Source organism: Streptomyces sp. H27-D2, from assembly GCF_035828615.1.
GTDB lineage: Bacteria > Actinomycetota > Actinomycetes > Streptomycetales > Streptomycetaceae > Streptomyces.
On the sequence record NZ_JAYMZR010000031.1, the window covers coordinates 37200 to 54592 of the forward strand.

Here is a 17393-nt window from a genome sequence, read left to right on the forward strand (position 1 = left end):
AGGCCGCCGCCGTCGCCGCCGCCGAGTCCCTCGGTGAGCGTGATCAGTGCCACGCCTCCCCCGGCCAGCAGCGCCCACACCACGTCCAGCAGCCGCCGCGATCCGGCGACGGCCACCGCGAGCGGGCCGAGGTATTCGATGGTCGCGGTCACCCCCATCGGGATGCGCGCGACGGAAGCCGCGAAGGTGAGCGTCATCGCGCCGGACACCACGCCGAGGAGCACCACCGCGACGAGTTCCTTCGGCTTCTTCCCGCGCAGTCGCGGACGGGTGCAGGCGAGCAGCAGCGCCGCCGCGATCACCAGCCGCAGACTCGTCGCCCCGGCCACGCCCAGCGGCTCGAACAGCGGCTGCGAGACGGCGACCCCGAACTGCAGGATGACCATCGCGGCCAGCGCGATGAGCGGCGCGGGCACCCGGCCGAGCGGCGCGGCTTTCCCGGCGGCGGGGCCGTCGGGGGGTGTGGCGGGGACGGTCGTGCCGGGAGCGGCGCAGCTGCTGGGACCGGTGCCTTCGGCGGGACCGGTGCCTTCGGCGGAACGTGAGGGGCGTGAGGGTATAGCCATGGTGGGACAGAGCTTTCGGGGAATCGGGAGTGGGAGACGGAGAACCTTGCCGGTCAAGGCGTCAGGCGGCCGCCCCGCGCGCCGTCTCCCCCGCGACCGCCGAGGACATCCTCCGTACCGCCTCGGCCACCCGTTCCGGCGCCGTCGCGAAGTTGAAACGGGCGAATCCGCGTCCGGGCGGCCCGAAGGCCGGGCCTGCGGACAGCGCGACCCTGCCCCGTTCCAGGAAGGTCCGCGCCGGGTCGTCGCCGAGTCCCAGGGCCCGGCAGTCCAGCCAGGCCAGGTACGTGGCCCGCGGGGGCCGGTAGCCGGTGTCGGCGCGCCCGACGGCCGCGCCGAGCGCCGCCGTGATCGGTTCGGCGAGACGCGTGTCCGACTCCGCCACCCACACCGGCAGCACGTCCGGCGCGTAGTGCCGCCACTTGACGCTGCGCCGTTCGCGGAGCTGGTCCAGCGAATAGGCGGTCAGCGGGCTGGAGGAAGGGTTGGCAGACACAGAGGTCACAGTGCCTCACGGCGGCGGATCGGTCCAGCGGTCGGCCGACAAGCCCGTCCGTGGGTGATCCAGGGGCGATCACGGGGGGATCCGGGGGGATGGATCCGGGGGTGAAATTTCCGGCCGATACGCGGGGATCGGCGGACAGCCGAGCCGCCGGATCGCCACAGTGGACCCTGCGCCGGACCTGAGCGAGCCGGCCCCGAGTGAGAGGACCACTCCACCGTGACGACTTCGCCGACCGCGCCCACTCCGTCCGCCGCGCCCCCTCCCGCCGCTCCGCCGGGACAAAGACCGCGGCTGCGCCTCGCCGCTCTGGGAGCGGTCGCCGTGCTGGCGGTGGGAACGCCCACCGCGTACGCCGTCCTCGACACCGACTCGTCGTCCGCCGCTCCGTCCGCCGCCGCGAGCCGGGGCAAGGCGTATCTGGAGACCCGCCTCTTCTTCGGCACCGACCGTCCCGACGGCGGCCCGCCCGTCACCGACAAGCAGTTCCTCGCCTTCGTGGACCGGCACATCACACCGCGCTTCCCGTCCGGGCTCACCCTCCAGGACGGCCGCGGGCAGTGGCGCGACAGCAACGGCGTGATCGAGACGGAGCGCTCCTACGAGCTGACGCTGCTCTACCCGATGTCCGAGGCCAAGGTCCACGACCCGGCCATCGAGCGCATCCGCACCGCGTACGAACGGGCTTACGCCCAGGACTCCGTGGCCCGGGTGGACGAGCCCACCAAGGTGGACTTCTGACGTACGGGAGCGGCGGCCGGTGACGTTGCCCCGGCCGCCGCCCTCGCACATGGTCTGCGGGCCGTAGCGTCCGCCGCCGCAGGGACGCCGCCGCAGGACGGCCGACGGGGGTGCGGACGGCCTCACGAGTCGATGGACCGACGTCAATCCCGCAGGGCGACGCCGTCCAGCACCATCGACAGGTACTGGCGGGCGATCTCCTCCGGGCTGTGCTGCCCGCCCGGCCGGTACCAGGACGCGGCGACCCACACCGTGTCGCGCACGAACCGGTAGGTCAGCCGGATGTCCAGGTCCGCCCGGAACACCTCATCGGCCACCCCGCGCTCCAGCGTGCCCAGCCACGCCTTCTCGAACTTCACCCGCGAATCGGCGAGATAGCCGAAACGCGGCTGGACGGACAGGTGCTTCGACTCCTTCTGGTAGATCGCCACCGCCGCACGATGCCGGTCGATCTCCCGGAACGACTCCGTGACCAGGGCTTCCATGGTCTCCCGGGGGCCGAGGCCAGCAGCGAGCACCGCGTCGTAACCGGCCCACAGCTCGTCCAGGAAGGTGGAGAGGATCTCGTCGACCATCGACTCCTTGGAATCGAAGTGGTAATAGAGACTGCCCGCCAGCATCCCCGCCTCGTCCGCGATCCGGCGCATCGTCGTCGCGTTGTAACCCTGCGCGGCGAACACCTCGGCCGCCGTCGCGAGCAGCTCCCCGCGCCGCGCGGGGGACGGGCTCGCGGCAGGCTTTTTCGGGCTGCTGGCGGCCCGCTTCCCGCCTGTGGCACTTCTGCCGCCTGCGACACGCTTGCCGCTCACGGCTGTTCTGCCGTCCGCGGTCCGCTTGTCGCGGTCCGCACTCTGTTTGCTGCTGTTGTCTTTCGGCACCCGGCCATTGTCGGCTCACGCACGCCGACCGCCGACCGACACCGTCGGTCACGGCAACCGCAGCCCGAGTCGGGCCACCCGGCCCTTCTCGCCCGCCGCCCAGCAGCCGAGGTCCGGGGTGCAGTCGACGGTGTCGTACGAGCCGGTGTCGAAGGCGCGCCAGGTGCGGCCGGCGTCAAGCGTCAGTTCGCTGCCGGTGGGGCCGACCGCGAGAGCGGCGGAGCGGCTGTGCGGCAGCCAGGAGACACCGGAGCGGTACTCGCTCGGCGACCGGCGTGCGCTGGTCCAGGTCGCGCCGCCGTCACCGCTGACCGCCGCCGCGCCGGGCGACGCCTCGCCCGCGCGGTAGTCGCCGCCGACCGCGAGCCCGTGCCGGGCGTCGCGGAAGGCGAGCCCGAAGACGCCCCGCGCGGGGTCGCCCGCCGGGATGGGCGCGTCCGTCACCTGCCAGCTGCGGCCCCGGTCCGCGGAGTGGAACACCCGCGCCTTCGCGGCGCCGCCGGTCGCCAGCCAGACGTCGCGGCTGCCCGAAGCGACAAGGCACTGGCCGCTCGCGGCGAAGGACGCCTCGCCCGGCTGGGCGGCCGGCATGCCGTCGGCCGGGAGCACCCGCCAGCTCCGTCCGCCGTCGCCGGTCGAGAGCATCCGGTACTTGCCGTCGACCGGGTCGCTGACGGCCAGGCCGTGGCGCGCGTCGAAGAAGGTCATACAGTCGTAGAACGCCTTGGGGTCGTCGTTGCGGAAGCTCTCCGTCCAGGTCGCGCCGCCGTCGCCGGTCCTGAAGACCCGTGACGCCTCGCCCTCGCCGATCGCGAGCACCACGGCGCGCCGCGCGTCGAACGCTTCGACGTCCCGGAATTCCAGCCCGGCCGCTCCGGGAGGCGAGACGTCCTGCCAGTTGCGTCCGCCGTCCCGGGTGCGCAGCACCTTGCCCTTGCTGCCCGCCACCCACGCGCTTTCGCGGCTCACGGCCGCCAGGCCGCGGAACCGGGCGTCGCTGCCGGTCGGCTGAAGCCGCCACTCCGGTCCGGGCGTCCGCTCGCCGGACGCCGGGTCGCCAAAAGCCCGTTCGCCTGAGGCCCGTTCACCCGACGCCCGTCCGCCGGAAGCCCGATCGGGGGCCGTCCGCTCACCGCTCGCCGTGTCCGCCCCCGTACCGGCCGCGCCGACGGCCACCGGTCCGACGGCCTCCGCTCCGGCCGGAGCGGTGACGGCCACGGCGAGCGCCGCCGCGCAGAGCCCGACCGACACCGAACGCCCCACTGTCCCCATACGCCTCATGGCGCTGGAAGCTAGCCCACTGCACGGGCCCCGTCCAGAGCGCGCCCGGCCTCCGGACCGCCCCGACGACGCCGCCCTCTCCTACCGGAACCGCAGCGACGTTCGACACGGACGAGGGAATCCGCGAGGAGAGCCGGGTCAGGTTGTGTGGTTGCGGCTCCAGCGGGAACCAGCCTTACTGCGACCACTCGGGCAGCCGCGTTCCGTCCCCCTGACCCCTGAGGCCCCGTAGTCCCCACAGCCTCGGGGACCGCGGGGCCTCGGGGAGTTCGGGGGCCGCTGCCGGGACCGTGACCGACATCACCCAGGTGTCGCGTGCACGTCCGGGACGAGCGCACCGTCTTCCACGTCGTACAGAGAACACCTCGTACAGAGAAGCACTCGTACCACCGCAAGGGAGCAGGCGTTGCCGACCGTCATCGACCAAGCCGTCCAGACCCGCCTCATCGCGTCCGTGCCTTCGGCCATGAGCGTCTCGGCGACCCTGCACTACCACCGCAAGGACCCGCTCGCCGTCCGCATCTCCTTCCCCGCCGAAGTCTCCCTGGACGGCTCCGAGGTGGAGTGGACGTTCGCCCGCGAACTCCTCGCCGCCGGCCTGCACGGGCCCGCCGGCGACGGCGATGTGCAGGTGTGGCCCTGCGGGCTCGACTCGACCGTGCTCGAATTCCACACCGACGAGGGCCTGGCGATGGTGCAGGTCGGCACCGAGGATCTGCGCCGCTTCCTGCGCAAGGCGTACGCGGCCGTGCCGGCCGACAGTGAGCGGCGCGTCATCCGCGCGGCGATGGACCGCGACATCGCCGCGCTGCTGCGGGACGCCTGACCGCGTACGGCGCGGTCAGTTGTTGACGACAATGGTCGTCACCACCGTGGTGGTGACCGCCACGGTCAAGGCCGTCCGCAGCTCGGAGATCACCTTGCGCAGCTCGGGCGCGGTCGCCGCGCCGCGTTCGGCCAGCGTGTCGATCCGCGCCGCGCGGTCCTTGGCCTCGCGCGCCGACAGGACGGTCCGCAGCTCGCCCGCGGCCGCCAGCGCCACCAGCGCGGCGTCCTGAACCGGCACCTCCGCGACGTCCCCGGAGCTGTGCAGGACGCGCTGCGCCCCGCCGCGCAGCTCCTCGACGACCGGCACGCCCGACCGCTCCAGCCGGATCGTCCGCCGGGGGAAGAGGCCCAGCAGCCGCTTGGTCTCCACCCGCAGGTATCCGGCCGAGGCGAGCTGATCGCACACCTCGTCCAGGGTGAAGCGCGGCTGCCGGCCGACCCAGGTCTTCCAGGACTGCGGCCGCGACTCCCCGATGAGTTCCAGCAGCTTGTCGAGCACCGGGTCACCGGTGTTCGCGTCGTCGACCGGTTTGGCCACCCCGTCCGCGTCCAGCAGCAGGCCGCGCTGCGCGAGTTCGGTCAGCGCCCCGGCCCGGACCAGCTGCGCGAGGTACGAGGTGCTGGTGAGCGCGAGTCTTTCGGTGTCCCAGGCGAGCAGGTACAGCTTGGCGGCGAGTGAGAGCGGACCGTTCGGCACAACGTCTCCAGGGGTACGAGGTGTGCCGACAATAGTCAGTGGCGGAGTCAGTGGCGGGCGGCTCCGGGGAATCGAAGCCGCCGGCCCTGGGGAAGGAGCCGGTCAGCCCTGCGGGAAGGCGAAGCCGTAGCCCTGCCCCTCGATCCAGGGCAGCACTTCCCTGAGCGCCTCGACGGTCTGGCTGCGGTCGCCGCCGCCGTCGTGGAAGAGGATGGTCGGCCCGTTGCTCAGCTCGTTCTTGACGGTCTGCACGATGGTCGCGTAACCGGGCCGCTGGAAGTCCTTGCTGTCGATGTTCCAGCCGAGCGGCCGCATGCCGTGGGCCGCCGCGAGCTGACGGCTCTGCGGGGTGAACGCACCGCCCGGCGCCCGGTAGTAGCGCACCTTCGCGCCGCCGGCGGCCTTCTCGATCATCTTCTTGGCGTCGAGGATCTGCCGGAACTGGTAGTCGGTGGACTTCTCATCCATCGCGGTGTCGTGGCTGACGGTGTGGTCGCAGAGCCGGTGCCCGGCCCGCACCACCTTGAGCACCAACTCCGGATGGGCCGCGGCCTGCGGGCCGACCATGCAGAAGGTCGCCTTGACGCCGCGCGCCTTGAGCAGTTCGAGCACCCGCGGGGTCCAGACGGGGTCGGGGCCGTCGTCGATGGTGATGTTGACGTTCTTCCCACCGCCCTCGGGAGCGTGGCTGATGTCCATGTTCACTCTGGGGGCGGGCAGTTTCGGGTCCGGGGCGGAGGTCTGCCCCGCTATCGGGGCCGCCGGCGCCCCGCCCGGCGCGGCGGGCTTCGCCTCCGCGATCTGCCGCGGGCCGCGCGGAGCGCTCCCGGCTCCCGTGGTGGTGAACGCCAGCAGGCCGGCCCCCGTGATGGTGACGGCGGCCGCCGACACCGCCGCGATGATGACGCCCCGTGTTCCCTGCCGTGCCATGTCTTCCCGACCCCTTCACGTCATTGCGGTGGATCACGCGCTGCGCGTGATCCACCCCGTGCACAGGAAGGGATGCGGGGAACCTCGGTATGGCTGCCTCTGTAACCAATTCATCATGAAACCGGCCGCAGGCCGGCGGATCATGTGATGAGTCAGCAACAGCTCTGCCGATCGGATGGCCGAAGTGCACGGAACGCCGCACTCCGGATCAATACTGTCCTCATGCCACGGGTACTTCTGATCGAGGACGACGCCGCCGTACGGGACGGGGTCACACTCGCTCTGCGCCGCCGCGGACATGAGGTGCTGGCCGCCGGGAGCGGCGAGGAGGGACTGGCCGAGCTGGAAGCCTTCCGGCCGGACATCGTGCTGCTCGACCTGATGCTGCCCGGCAAGGACGGCTTCGAGGTGTGCCGCGCCATCCGCGCCGGACAGCAACTCCCGATCATCATGCTGACCGCGCGGGGCGATGACATAGACGTCGTACTCGGGCTGGAGGCCGGAGCCGACGACTACGTCGTCAAGCCCGCCCGCGGCGAGGTGCTGGAGGCCCGCATCCGCGCGGTGCTGCGCCGCACCGCGCCGGCGGCCGACGGGGACGACAGCTCCGGTCCCGGCCCCGCGCCGGTCGAGACGCACGGCGAGCTGACCATCGACCGGGCCGGCCTCGTGGTGTCCCGGAACGGCCAGGACCTCGCGCTGGCCCCCTCCGAGATGAAGCTGCTGCTCTTCCTCTCGTCCACCCCCGGCCAGGTGTTCAGCCGCCAGCAGCTCCTGGAGCACGTGTGGGAGCACAGCTATCACGGCGACGCGCGGCTGGTGGACGCGTGCGTGATGCGGCTGCGCACCAAGGTCGAGGGCACCCCGCGCACCCCCCGGTACGTCCAGACGGTGCGCGGCTTCGGCTACCGATTCGGCCCCGTGTGAGCGGCGGGGGGAGCGGCGGCGGCCCCGCGGAGGGCGAGCGCTCCGGCGGCGGTCTCGGGCCGCGATGGCGGCGGCGGCCCGCGCTGCGCTCGCTGCTGCGCGGCCTGCGGGCCCGGCTCGTCGTGGCGTTCCTGCTGGTCGCCGCCGTGAGTTCGCTGACCACCGCGGCGCTGACCTACCGGGAGGCCCGTAACGCGATCCTGCAACGCTCCCAGGACACCGCCATCAACGACCTCCGCTCACAGATCGACTCGCTCGCCCCCGACCTGCCGGTGCCGCCGAACCGGGAGGACCTGGAGGAGTTCGCGCGCCAGCTCGACCGGGCGGGCAACGTCCGCAGCTGGACCGTGTACGTCTCCTACAAGGGCCTGCCCACCGCGCCCGCCGGGATGCCGGGCATCGACGGGATCGTCGGCTCCGAGCTGCGCGAGAAGGTCTCGGAGCACCACATCCCGGCCTTTCAACGGGTGACCAGGGACGACTCGCCGTGGCTGATCATCGGAATGCCCGTCAGCTACGCCGACACGGGCGCCACCGAGGCCGCCGAGCTGCCCGACCGGGCGGCGTCCGGCCTTGAGGTGTACGCCGAAGTCCCGCTGCGGGCCGAGGAATCCAATGTCGAGGCCCTGGTCAGCGCCGCCCAGCGGGGCGCGCTGCCCGCCCTGGCGCTGTCCGTGGTGCCCGCGCTGATCGCGGCGCGCGGCGTGCTGCGGCCGGTGCGCAAGCTGCGCCGGGCCGCCGGGCAGATCGCCGCCGGGCGGATGGACACCCGGCTGAAGGTGTCCGGCAGCGACGAACTGGCCGACCTCTCCCGCAGTTTCAACGACATGGCCGCGACCCTGGAGGAGAACGTCGCCGAGCTGCGCCGGATGGAGGCCAACTCCCGGCGGTTCGCCGCCGACGTGTCGCACGAGCTGCGCACCCCGCTGGCCGCGATGGCCGCCGTCACCGACGTACTCGACGAGGACGCCGACGGGCTCGACCCGGACACCGCCTCGGCGGTCCGGCTGATCAGCCAGGAGACCGGCAAGCTCGCCCGGATGGTCGAGGATCTGATGGAGGTCTCGCGCTTCGACGCCGGGGCCGCCGCGCTCCATCTGGACGAGGTCGACGTCTCCGAGGCCGTCCGCAAGAGCCTGCAGGCCCGCGGCTGGCAGGAGCAGGTCACCGCCGAACTGCCGGCGGGCGTACGGGCCCGGCTGGACCCGAGGCGGCTCGACGTCATCGTGGCCAACCTGGTCGGGAACGCGCTGCGGCACGGGGGCGCGCCGGTGGCCGTACGGCTGCGCACGGAGGACGGGCCGACGGCGGCCGAAGCGCCGAAGGGCGCCGGACTGCTGATCGAGGTCGCCGACAACGGCCCCGGGATCGCCCCCGAGGCCCTCCCGCACGTCTTCGACCGCTTCTACAAGGCCGACGCGGCCCGCGGACGGTCCGAGGGCAGCGGCCTGGGACTCGCCATCACGATGGAGAACGCGCGCTTGCACGGCGGCACCGTCCACGCGGCCAACGGGCCTTCGGGGGGCGCGGTGTTCACCGTCGAGCTGCCGATCCGGACGCATGAGGAACTGAGCGACGAGCTGGACGGCGTCCAAGGCGGCGAACCGGGCGATGGACAGGGCGACGAGCAGGGTGGGCAGCGCAGCGAGGTCCCGGGGTCGGCGGAGCCCGCCGGGGCGACGGCGGCCGGGCTGCCGGCGGCCGAGCCCGCCCCCGGCCCGCCGGAGCGGGCCGTGCCGAAGACCACGCCGAAGAGCATGCGGAAGGACCGGGCATGAGGATTCGACGGATCGCCGCCGCGGCGGCGCTGCTCGGCGCGCTGAGCGTCTTCGGCACGCTCACCGGCTGCGGCATCGCCTCGACCGACGTCATCGACGCGGGCGAGCCCGCCAGCGGCGTGCAGCCGCCGGGCAGGGCCGCCAACGGGGTCCAGCTCTACTTCCGCTCCCCCACCGGTCTGCGCCCGGTGACCCGTTCCTCCGTTGTCTCGGTCGGGCCGGAGAAGGCCGTCGAGATGCTGCGCGGCGGCCCCAACGGGGCCGAGCGCAAACGCGGTCTGACCACCGAGGTACCGCCCATGAAGGGCGTCGTGAACACCACCGTCCGGGAGAACCGGGTGGACATCTTCATCCCGACGAGCGCGGCGGACCTGTCCGACGCCGCGGTGAGTCAGTTCACCTGCACCGCTGCCAACGCCGATGTCCCCGGCCGCAACCCGGCCGCCAAGGTCGATGTGCGCATCAGCGGCATCGGCTTCCGCCTCGGCCCGCAGCGCTGCGACGGCAGCGACGCCTTCCCCGCCGCGAGCCCCATCCCCTCCGCGCGCTCCGCACGCTGATCTCTCGCGCCCACCAACGACGGCGCGGCAGCGGACTGATCCGCTGCCGCGCCGTCGTGCCACCCAGGTCCGGCGTCCGATGCACCGTCGCCCTGTCGTCGCACTGTCGTCGCACTGTTGGTCGCACTGTTGTTGTGCTGTTTTCGCGCTGTCGGCGCGCTGTGGGCGGGTCCGCCGCGGCCTAGAGGTCGAACTCCTCGGGCTTGATGCCCACGGCGAAGCACGCCTCGCGGACGAGGGCCTGCTCGGTCTTGTCGAAGTCGCCGTCGGCGCCGCCGATGACGATGCCGATCTGGATCACCGCGCGGGCCTCGGTCGGCTTCTTCGCCACCTTGCCGATGGTCTGGAGCACGCCGACCTTGCCGAAGTCGAAGTCGGCCGCCAGCTTGCCCAGGTAGTCGTCGAAGCGACGCTGCAGCTCGTCGGCGGGGAAGTTCTGCAGAACCTCGTTGCTGGTGATCAGGGCGGCGACCCGGCGGCGCTCCGTCGGGTCGATCGTGCCGTCCGCCGCCGCGACGAGCGCGCACATCGCCATGCTGGCGTCACGGAACCCGCCGCTCTTCAGGTCGTTCTTCTTGGCGTCCAGCTGGGTCTGCATCGTCTGCGCGGATTCCTTGATCTTGTCCCACAGAGCCATCTGGCCGTCTCCTCGTTCGTCATGTGCTTTCGGGCGGAGGGACAGCGCCGGGGCGATGCCCCTCCACATGACTTACGGCTCACGGGCCTCACCAGTTCCCGATCGGACGGGTGATCCCACGAGCGGCGGACCTGAGGAGACGATCAGCCGGCCGAGCGGGCGGCGCTCATCCGGCCGAGCTGGTGATGACGGAGAAGACCGCGCCGTGCGCGTCGGCGAGCTGGGCGGAGCGGCCGATGCCCGGCATGTCGCTCGCCGGCATCCGAACCGTGCCGCCGAGCTCCTTGGCTCGGGCCACCGTCGCGTCGCAGTCGGCCACCTCGAAGTACGGCAGCCAGAACGGCTCCGCGCTGAAGGTGCCCTGCTCGCCGAAGAGCGGCGCGATGCCGCCGAACGACTCGGCCTGCCCGCCGCCCGAGGGCGAGAGCATGTGGTACGTCATGCCGGTCATGTCCAGCGTTTCGACGGCCCAGTCGAAGACCGAGCGGTAGAACGCGAGGGCGGCGTCCGGGTCCGGGGTGTGCAGCTCCACCCAGCACAGCGAGCCGGGCTCGGTGACCGTGTCCAGGCCCTTGTTCACACCCGGCTGCCAGACGCAGAACTCGATGCCGGCCGGGTCGGCGAAACCACCCATCCGGCCCAGCTCCATGACGTCGAACGGCTCGAAGCGCACGGACCCGCCCGCCTGCTCGACCGACTTGGCGGTGGCCTCGGCGTCCGGGGTGTGGAAGTACGTCCCCCAGGCGGGCTTCGCGCCCTCCGCGGTGAGCGGACCGACGGCCGCGACCGTCTTCTCGCCGAGCTTGAACAGGCTGTACCCGCCCACCTCGGGCCCGCCCCGCTGGAATTCCCAGCCGAACAGCCCGGAGTAGAAGGCTCCGGTGGCGTCGATGTCAGGGCTGCCGAGGTCGAGCCAGAGCGGGGCTCCGGGGACGTATCGGGTGCTGAGCATGGTGACACTCCTTCGACGGATTTCGGCGGTTCTCGCCGTGGGAGGCCGCTCCCGCACGGTCACGGTGAACCGGTCCTCCCCTGCTGCTCTCATCGTGGCACCGGCCACTGACATCGGGGCGGACGAGTCGCCCGCGGCGCCGCTTTCGAAACACCGCCCCGCCGCGCCCGCCGGCCCGCCGCCGACGACGCGGTACCGACCAATCGGCCCCGCGTGCGCTGCGCACGGCCCCGGGCCGCCTTACTGTCTGATTGAAGATCGCCACAGGGGTGCCGATCGGCGTGTGCGGTCGGCACCCGGGCGGGGCACCCAGCCCACCCGAAACCGGAGGAGCCCCCATGCCGGAGCTGTTCATCGGCGGCCAGTGGACCGCCGCCGTCGACGGTCAGGTGCGTGAGATCCGCTGCCCCGCGGACGGCACCCTGGTCGCGACAGTCGACGAAGCGGGGCCGAAGGACGCCGCCGCGGCGATCGCCGCGGCCCGCGACGCCTTCGACCGCGGCCCCTGGCCCGGCACCTCGGCCGCCGAACGGGGCCGCCTGCTGCTGCGCGTCGCCGACCTGCTGGAGCGCGACAAGGCGGTGTTCGCCCGCGCCGAGTCCCTGGACACCGGGAAGCGGCTGGTCGAGAGCGAATACGACATGGACGACATCGCGAACTGCTTCCGCTACTTCGGCAACCTGGGCGCCTCGGGCGGCACCGACCGGGTCGTCGACACCGGTAACCCGGACACGGACAGCCGAGTGGTGCACGAGCCGGTCGGCGTCTGCGCGCTGATCACCCCGTGGAACTATCCGCTGCTGCAGACCTCCTGGAAGGTCGCCCCGGCGCTCGCGGCGGGCAACACCTTCGTCCTCAAGCCCAGCGAGCTGACCCCGCACACCGCGATCCTGCTGATGGGACTGCTGGCGGAGGCCGGGCTGCCGGACGGCGTCGCCAACCTGGTGCTCGGCGCGGGCCCCACCGCGGGCGCGCCGCTCAGCGAGGACCCGCGGGTGGACATGGTGTCCTTCACCGGCGGCCTCGTCACCGGACGGCGCATCATGGCCGCCGCCGCGCCCACCGTGAAGAAGGTCGCGCTGGAGCTGGGCGGCAAGAACCCCAACATCGTCTTCGCCGACGCCGACTTCGAGACCGCCGTCGACTACGCCCTGATGGCGATCTTCCTGCACTCCGGGCAGGTCTGTTCGGCCGGGGCCCGGCTGCTGGTGCAGGACGAACTGCACGACGCGTTCGTCAAGGAGGTGGTGGTCCGGGCCAAGGCGATCAAGCTCGGCGGCCCGTTCGACGAACACGCCCGCACCGGCCCGCTGATCTCCGCCGCGCACCGCGACAAGGTCGAGGCGTACGTGGCCGCGGGCCTCGACGAGGGCGCGGTGCTGCGCTGCGGCGGCGTCCGCCCCGACGACCCGGCGTTGCGGAACGGCTTCTACTACCCGCCGACCGTGCTCGACGAGTGCACCCCGGAGATGTCCGTGGTGCAGGACGAGTCGTTCGGCCCGGTGCTCACCGTCGAGCGGTTCCGGGACGAGGACGAGGCCGTGGCGCTCGCCAACGACACGGTCTACGGCCTGGCCGGAGCGGTCTGGACGCGGGACGGCGGCCGGGCGCACCGGGTCGCCGCCCGGCTGCGGGCGGGCACCGTGTGGATCAACGATTTCCATCCCTACGTACCACAAGCGGAATGGGGCGGCATGAAACAGTCCGGCTTCGGCCGTGAGCTGGGACCGGCCGGACTGGCCGAGTACCAGGAGGCCAAGCACATCTGGCGCAATGTGGCGACGCGACCGCAGAGGTGGTTCGAATGAGGTGGTGGGGGCGGAGCGCCGCCGAGGAGACAGACGACCACGAGCACCACGAGCACCACGAGCACCACCTTCACCTCCCCCACCTCCCCGGCCACGGCCACGACGACGCCCGGCTCGCCGAGCTCGGCTACCGCCCGGGGCTCAAGCGCACCCTCGGCAACTTCCACACCTTCGCCGCCGGGATCAGCTACATCTCGATCCTGACCGGCACCTTCCAGCTGTTCTACTTCGGCGTCAGCTTCGGCGGTCCCGCCTACTGGTGGTCCTGGCCGATGGTCTTCTGCGGCCAGCTGATGGTGGCCCTCTGTTTCTGCGAACTGGCCGCCCGCTACCCGGTCGCCGGATCGATCTACAACTGGGCCAAACAGCTCGGCGGTCCGCACATCGGCTGGCTGGGCGGCTGGATCATGGTGACCGCCACCATGGTCTCGCTGGCGGCCGTGGCCCTCGCGTACCAGATCACGCTGCCGCAGATTTCCTCGACGTACCAGTTCATCGGGGACGGCACCGGGAAGACGGACGCGGCGGCCAACGCCGTACTGCTCGGCTCCGTGCTCATCCTCTTCACCACCGTGGTCAACGCCTTCGGGGTCAAGCTGATGGCCCGGATCAACTCCGCCGGCGTCATGATCGAACTCGTCGCCGCCGTCGCGCTGATCGTGCTGCTGGCCGCGCACGTCACCCGCGGTCCCAGCGCGCTGACCGAGACCCAAGGGCTGGGCAGCGGCCAGTCGCTCGGCTACTTCGGCGCCTTCCTGACCGCCTCGCTCGCCTCGGCGTACGTGATGTACGGCTTCGACACCGCGTCGTCACTCGGCGAGGAGTCCGTGAACCCCAGCCACAACGCGCCGCGCGCGATCCTGCGGGCGCTCGTCGCCTCCTTCCTCATCGGCGGGCTGATCCTGCTCTTCGCGCTGCTGGCCGTGCCTGACCTGCAGGCCAAGGAGCTGTCCGCGGACGGCCTGCAGTACGTGGTGATCAGCACGCTCGGCTCGACCATCGGCGAGATCGTGCTGTGGTGCGTGGTCGTCGCGATCACCGTCTGCGCGCTGGCGGTGCACGCGGCCGGCATCCGGCTGGCGTTCGCCATGGCCCGCGACAACTGCCTGCCCGCGTCCTCGCTGCTCGCCCGGATCAGCCCGCGGTTCAAGACTCCGGTGCTGCCCGCGGTCGTCATCGGCCTCGTCGGTGTCGCCATCCTGCTGATCAACATCAACCAGCCGCAGATCTTCTCGGTGATCACCAGCATCGCGATCATCATGATCTACGTGGCCTATCTGCTGGTCACCGCGCCCATGCTGGTACGACGGCTGCGCGGCACCTGGCAGCCCGCCGAAGGCCGGTTCTCGCTCGGCAGATTCGGGCTGCCGGTCAACATCCTCGCCGTACTGTGGGGCGGCGCGATGTCCCTCAACCTCGCCTGGCCGCGCGCCGAGGTGTACAACGCGACCGGACCGCAGCACTGGTACCTGCGCTGGGGGGCGTTCGTCTTCGTCGGCATCGTCGCGCTCGGCGGCTTCGCCTACTACTGGTTCGTACAGCGGCACCGCATCGGTGTACTGGCCGAGCACCGCCACGAGCCGCCCGCACCGCCGCCGCCCGAGCCGTAGCCCCCCGCCCGCGTGCGGCTTCCACCCCCTGATCCCCCTCACCCGGCCTCATCCAGGAGACGCGATGCCCGCAGCCAGTCCCGTTCGCGAGTTCGACTACGTGGTGGTCGGCGGCGGTACGGCCGGAGCCGTCGTGGCCGCGCGGCTGACCGAGGACCCGGACGTCAGCGTCTGCGTGCTGGAGGCAGGCCCCTCGGACGCCGGCGACGACAACATCCTGCGGCTCGACCGGTGGATGGCGCTGCTGGAGTCCGGCTACGACTGGGACTACCCGGTGGAGCCGCAGGAGAACGGCAACAGCTTCATGCGGCACGCCCGCGCCAAGGTGCTCGGCGGCTGCTCCTCGCACAACTCCTGCATCGCCTTCTGGGCCCCGGCCGAGGACCTCGACGAGTGGGGCGCGCTGGGCTGTACGGGCTGGAGCGCGGCGGACTGCTTCCCGCTCTACCAGCGGCTGGAGACCAACGACGCGCCCGGCGGCCACCACGGCCGCTCGGGCCCGGTGACCATCCGCACCGTGCCGCCCAAGGACCCCTGCGGCACGGCCCTGTTGGCGGCCTGCGCGGCGGCGGGCATCCCCACCACACCGTTCAACACCGGCACCACGGTGGTGCGCGGCGCGCACTGGTTCCAGATCAACGCCCGTGAGGACGGCACCCGTTCCTCCGCCTCGGTGTCGTATCTGCACCCGATCCTCGGCAAGCGGTCGAACCTGGAGGTCCGGACGGGCCTCCAGGCGAAGCGGCTGCTGTTCGACACCGATCAGCACTGCGTCGGCGTCGAGTACCTGGAGCCGGATACCGTGCACACCGGGCAGGTGCGCGCCCGCCGCGAGGTGATCGTCTCCTGCGGCTCCATCGACTCCCCGAAGCTGCTGATGCTCTCCGGTATCGGCCCGGCCGGGCACCTGCGGGACACCGGAGTGGACGTACGGGTGGACTCCCCCGGCGTCGGCTCGCACCTCCAGGACCATCCGGAGGGCGTGATCATGTGGGAGGCGAAGCAGCCCATGATCACCTCGTCCACCCAGTGGTGGGAGATCGGCATCTTCGCCGACACCCGGCCGGGCCTCGACCGGCCGGACCTGATGTTCCACTACGGCTCGGTGCCCTTCGACCTGAACACCTACCGGCGCGGCTACCCGACCTCGGACAACGCGTTCTGCCTCACCCCCAACGTCACCCGGGCCCGGTCGCTGGGCACGGTCCGGCTGCGGACCCGCGACTTCCGGGACAAGCCCAAGGTCGACCCGCGCTACTTCACCGACGAACACGACATCCGGGTGATGACCCACGGGCTGCGGCTCGCGCGGGAGATCACCTCGCAGGCCCCGATGGCCGACTGGGCCGGCCCGGAACTCGCCCCCGGCCCCGGCGCCCGCACCGACGCGGAGCTGCTGGACTACATCCGCGAGACCCACAACACCGTCTACCACCCGGCGGGCACGGTGCGGATGGGCGCGGTGAACGACCCGGCGTCGCCGCTCGACCCGCAGCTGCGGGTCAAGGGCGTCACGGGGTTGCGGGTCGCCGACGCGTCGGTGATGCCGTTCCTGCCGTCGGTGAACCCGTGCATCACGACGATGATGATCGGCGAGAAGTGCGCGGACATGATCCGTGACCTCAGTGGTTGACCGGGCCGCCGGTGGAGGGTTGTCCTCAATCTCCCCCAGCCTTCGGCCGGGAGGTGCCCCCAACGATTGAGGACAACGCGCGGGCCCGAAGAGCGCGTAACCCCAAAGACCCCGGGCCCCTCCTGCCCGGAGTGGGACGAGCGGCTCACCGTGATCGTCGGCACCGTCGACACCGGTGTCCCCAACCGCGTCACCGGCAACCGCTGCACCATCAACGAGCTGATCGAGGACGAGAAGGACTGGACGTCCCACGCCCTCTTCCTCAAGCACGTCAAGAAGGTCGTGGACGGCCTCTTCGACGCCGGAGTGCTCGACCAGCGCGAGCGCGAGGCCGTCAACCAGGCGGCCAAGCAGTCCGGCATCGGCAAGCCCGGCCAGAACCAGGGGTACCGCGACCTCTTCGACGGCACGAAGAAGACCTTCGACAAGTGGCAGCACGTCGGCGGCGGGGCCTTCGGCCTCAATGACGACGCCACGATGACCAGCAGCAACAGCGTCGACGGCATGGGCATGCTGTGGTTCCCGGAGCGGAAGTACGACGACTTCTCGCTGAAGCTCCAGTTCCGCGACGACGCCCCCGGCACGGGCAACGCCAACAGCGGCGTCTTCGTCCGCTTCCCGAATGTGCACGATCACCCGGAGAAGCCCCGCCCGGAGTGGGTGGCGATCAACTACGGCCACGAGGTGCAGATCCTCGACCGCCCCGACGGTGACATGTACAAAACCGGCTCGATCTACGGCTTCGACCGGGTCGGCCTGGCCGGCGCGGGCGCGACCGAGAAGGGCACCTGGAACGACTACGAGATCCGCGTGGTCGGCCAGCACTACTCGATCCTGCGCAACGGCGTCCTGATCAACGAGTTCGAGAACACCGGCGGCCAGCAATTCTCCCCGCCGCGCAACGGCGACCCGGGTACCGACGGCCGCCGCTTCGCCTCCGGCTACATCGGTCTGCAGACCCACAGCACGACCGATGTGGTCTCGTACCGCGACATCCGGATCAAGGAGCTGTAGCGGTCGAGGACCCGCAGCAGCCGGAGGGAACGTAGGTGACACAGGTGAGGC

Annotated in this window: 15 protein-coding genes and 2 pseudogenes; 9 read left to right on the forward strand and 8 right to left on the reverse strand. The window is 71.7% G+C overall.

All coding sequences use genetic code 11. The annotated features are described in order from the left end of the window. Together QMK28_RS14590 and QMK28_RS14595 are read right to left on the reverse strand one after the other, a co-directional pair. Positions 1-566: EamA family transporter (locus QMK28_RS14590; protein WP_443050727.1), on the reverse strand; the 566-nt coding region annotated here is incomplete at its 3' end. 61 nt (positions 567-627) lie between these two features. Continuing rightward, positions 628-873, reverse strand: a pseudogene (locus QMK28_RS14595) (pyridoxal phosphate-dependent aminotransferase); the annotation flags it as partial. 414 nt (positions 874-1287) lie between these two features. Between QMK28_RS14595 and QMK28_RS14600 the strand changes: the two are divergent. Beyond that, positions 1288-1809, forward strand: a complete 522-nt coding sequence (locus QMK28_RS14600) for a DUF3574 domain-containing protein (protein ID WP_443050728.1) — start codon at positions 1288-1290, stop codon at positions 1807-1809. Between the two features lie 143 nt (positions 1810-1952). On the opposite strand, the gene QMK28_RS14605 is transcribed toward QMK28_RS14600, so the two are convergent. Both QMK28_RS14605 and QMK28_RS14610 read right to left on the reverse strand, forming a co-directional pair. Further along, the gene (locus QMK28_RS14605) at positions 1953-2510 is read right to left on the reverse strand and encodes a TetR/AcrR family transcriptional regulator (protein WP_326437921.1); all 558 of its coding nucleotides are present in this window, start codon (positions 2508-2510) and stop codon (positions 1953-1955) included. A gap of 225 nt (positions 2511-2735) precedes the next feature. Beyond that, the gene (locus tag QMK28_RS14610; protein ID WP_326437868.1) at positions 2736-3968 is read right to left on the reverse strand and encodes a WD40/YVTN/BNR-like repeat-containing protein; all 1233 of its coding nucleotides are present in this window, start codon (positions 3966-3968) and stop codon (positions 2736-2738) included. A 406-nt stretch (positions 3969-4374) separates the two neighbouring features. On the opposite strand from QMK28_RS14610, the gene QMK28_RS14615 reads away from it, so the two are divergent. Further along, the gene (locus tag QMK28_RS14615) at positions 4375-4794 is read left to right on the forward strand and encodes an SsgA family sporulation/cell division regulator (protein WP_326437870.1); all 420 of its coding nucleotides are present in this window, start codon (positions 4375-4377) and stop codon (positions 4792-4794) included. Positions 4795-4809: 15 nt separating this feature from the next. On the opposite strand, the gene QMK28_RS14620 is transcribed toward QMK28_RS14615, so the two are convergent. Beyond that, a complete protein-coding gene (locus tag QMK28_RS14620) occupies positions 4810-5493 on the reverse strand; it encodes a GOLPH3/VPS74 family protein (protein WP_326437872.1) in 684 nt (227 codons plus the stop codon). Positions 5494-5595: 102 nt separating this feature from the next. Then, positions 5596-6423 (reverse strand): polysaccharide deacetylase family protein, encoded by an 828-nt coding sequence (locus QMK28_RS14625; protein WP_326437874.1) that lies wholly within the window; start codon positions 6421-6423, stop codon positions 5596-5598. Between the two features lie 222 nt (positions 6424-6645). Between QMK28_RS14625 and QMK28_RS14630 the strand changes: the two genes are divergently transcribed. The 3 genes from QMK28_RS14630 to QMK28_RS14640 all read left to right on the forward strand — a co-directional run bounded on the left by QMK28_RS14630 (position 6646) and on the right by QMK28_RS14640 (position 9688). Then, positions 6646-7350 carry a response regulator transcription factor gene (locus QMK28_RS14630; protein WP_326437876.1) on the forward strand — a complete coding sequence of 235 codons (705 nt, stop codon included), beginning with the start codon at positions 6646-6648 and terminating at the stop codon, positions 7348-7350. A gap of 83 nt (positions 7351-7433) precedes the next feature. Beyond that, positions 7434-9128 (forward strand): ATP-binding protein, encoded by a 1695-nt coding sequence (locus tag QMK28_RS14635; protein ID WP_326437923.1) that lies wholly within the window; start codon positions 7434-7436, stop codon positions 9126-9128. Continuing rightward, complete coding sequence (locus tag QMK28_RS14640) at positions 9125-9688, forward strand: hypothetical protein (RefSeq protein ID WP_326437878.1); 564 nt, start codon at positions 9125-9127, stop codon at positions 9686-9688. Before QMK28_RS14635 ends, QMK28_RS14640 begins: the two co-directional genes overlap by 4 nt. Before the next feature lie 181 nt (positions 9689-9869). Here QMK28_RS14640 and QMK28_RS14645 read toward each other — a convergent pair whose 3' ends face one another. Together QMK28_RS14645 and QMK28_RS14650 are read right to left on the reverse strand one after the other, a co-directional pair. After that, positions 9870-10325 carry a tellurite resistance TerB family protein gene (locus tag QMK28_RS14645; RefSeq protein WP_326437880.1) on the reverse strand — a complete coding sequence of 152 codons (456 nt, stop codon included), beginning with the start codon at positions 10323-10325 and terminating at the stop codon, positions 9870-9872. 166 nt (positions 10326-10491) lie between these two features. Beyond that, the gene (locus QMK28_RS14650) at positions 10492-11277 is read right to left on the reverse strand and encodes a VOC family protein (protein ID WP_326437882.1); all 786 of its coding nucleotides are present in this window, start codon (positions 11275-11277) and stop codon (positions 10492-10494) included. 338 nt (positions 11278-11615) lie between these two features. Here QMK28_RS14650 and QMK28_RS14655 point away from each other — a divergent pair, with 338 nt between their 5' ends. The 4 genes and pseudogenes from QMK28_RS14655 to QMK28_RS14670 form a co-directional block, all read left to right on the forward strand. Further along, a complete protein-coding gene (locus QMK28_RS14655; RefSeq protein ID WP_326437884.1) occupies positions 11616-13085 on the forward strand; it encodes an aldehyde dehydrogenase family protein in 1470 nt (489 codons plus the stop codon). Then, a complete protein-coding gene (locus tag QMK28_RS14660) occupies positions 13082-14695 on the forward strand; it encodes an APC family permease (RefSeq protein ID WP_326437886.1) in 1614 nt (537 codons plus the stop codon). Before QMK28_RS14655 ends, QMK28_RS14660 begins: the two co-directional genes overlap by 4 nt. A gap of 64 nt (positions 14696-14759) precedes the next feature. Beyond that, on the forward strand, positions 14760-16328 hold the full coding sequence (locus QMK28_RS14665) for a GMC family oxidoreductase (protein ID WP_326437888.1): 1569 nt from the start codon (positions 14760-14762) through the stop codon (positions 16326-16328). A 111-nt stretch (positions 16329-16439) separates the two neighbouring features. Continuing rightward, positions 16440-17342 (forward strand): annotated as a pseudogene (locus QMK28_RS14670) (3-keto-disaccharide hydrolase); the annotation flags it as partial. Between the last annotated feature and the right edge of the window lie 51 nt (positions 17343-17393).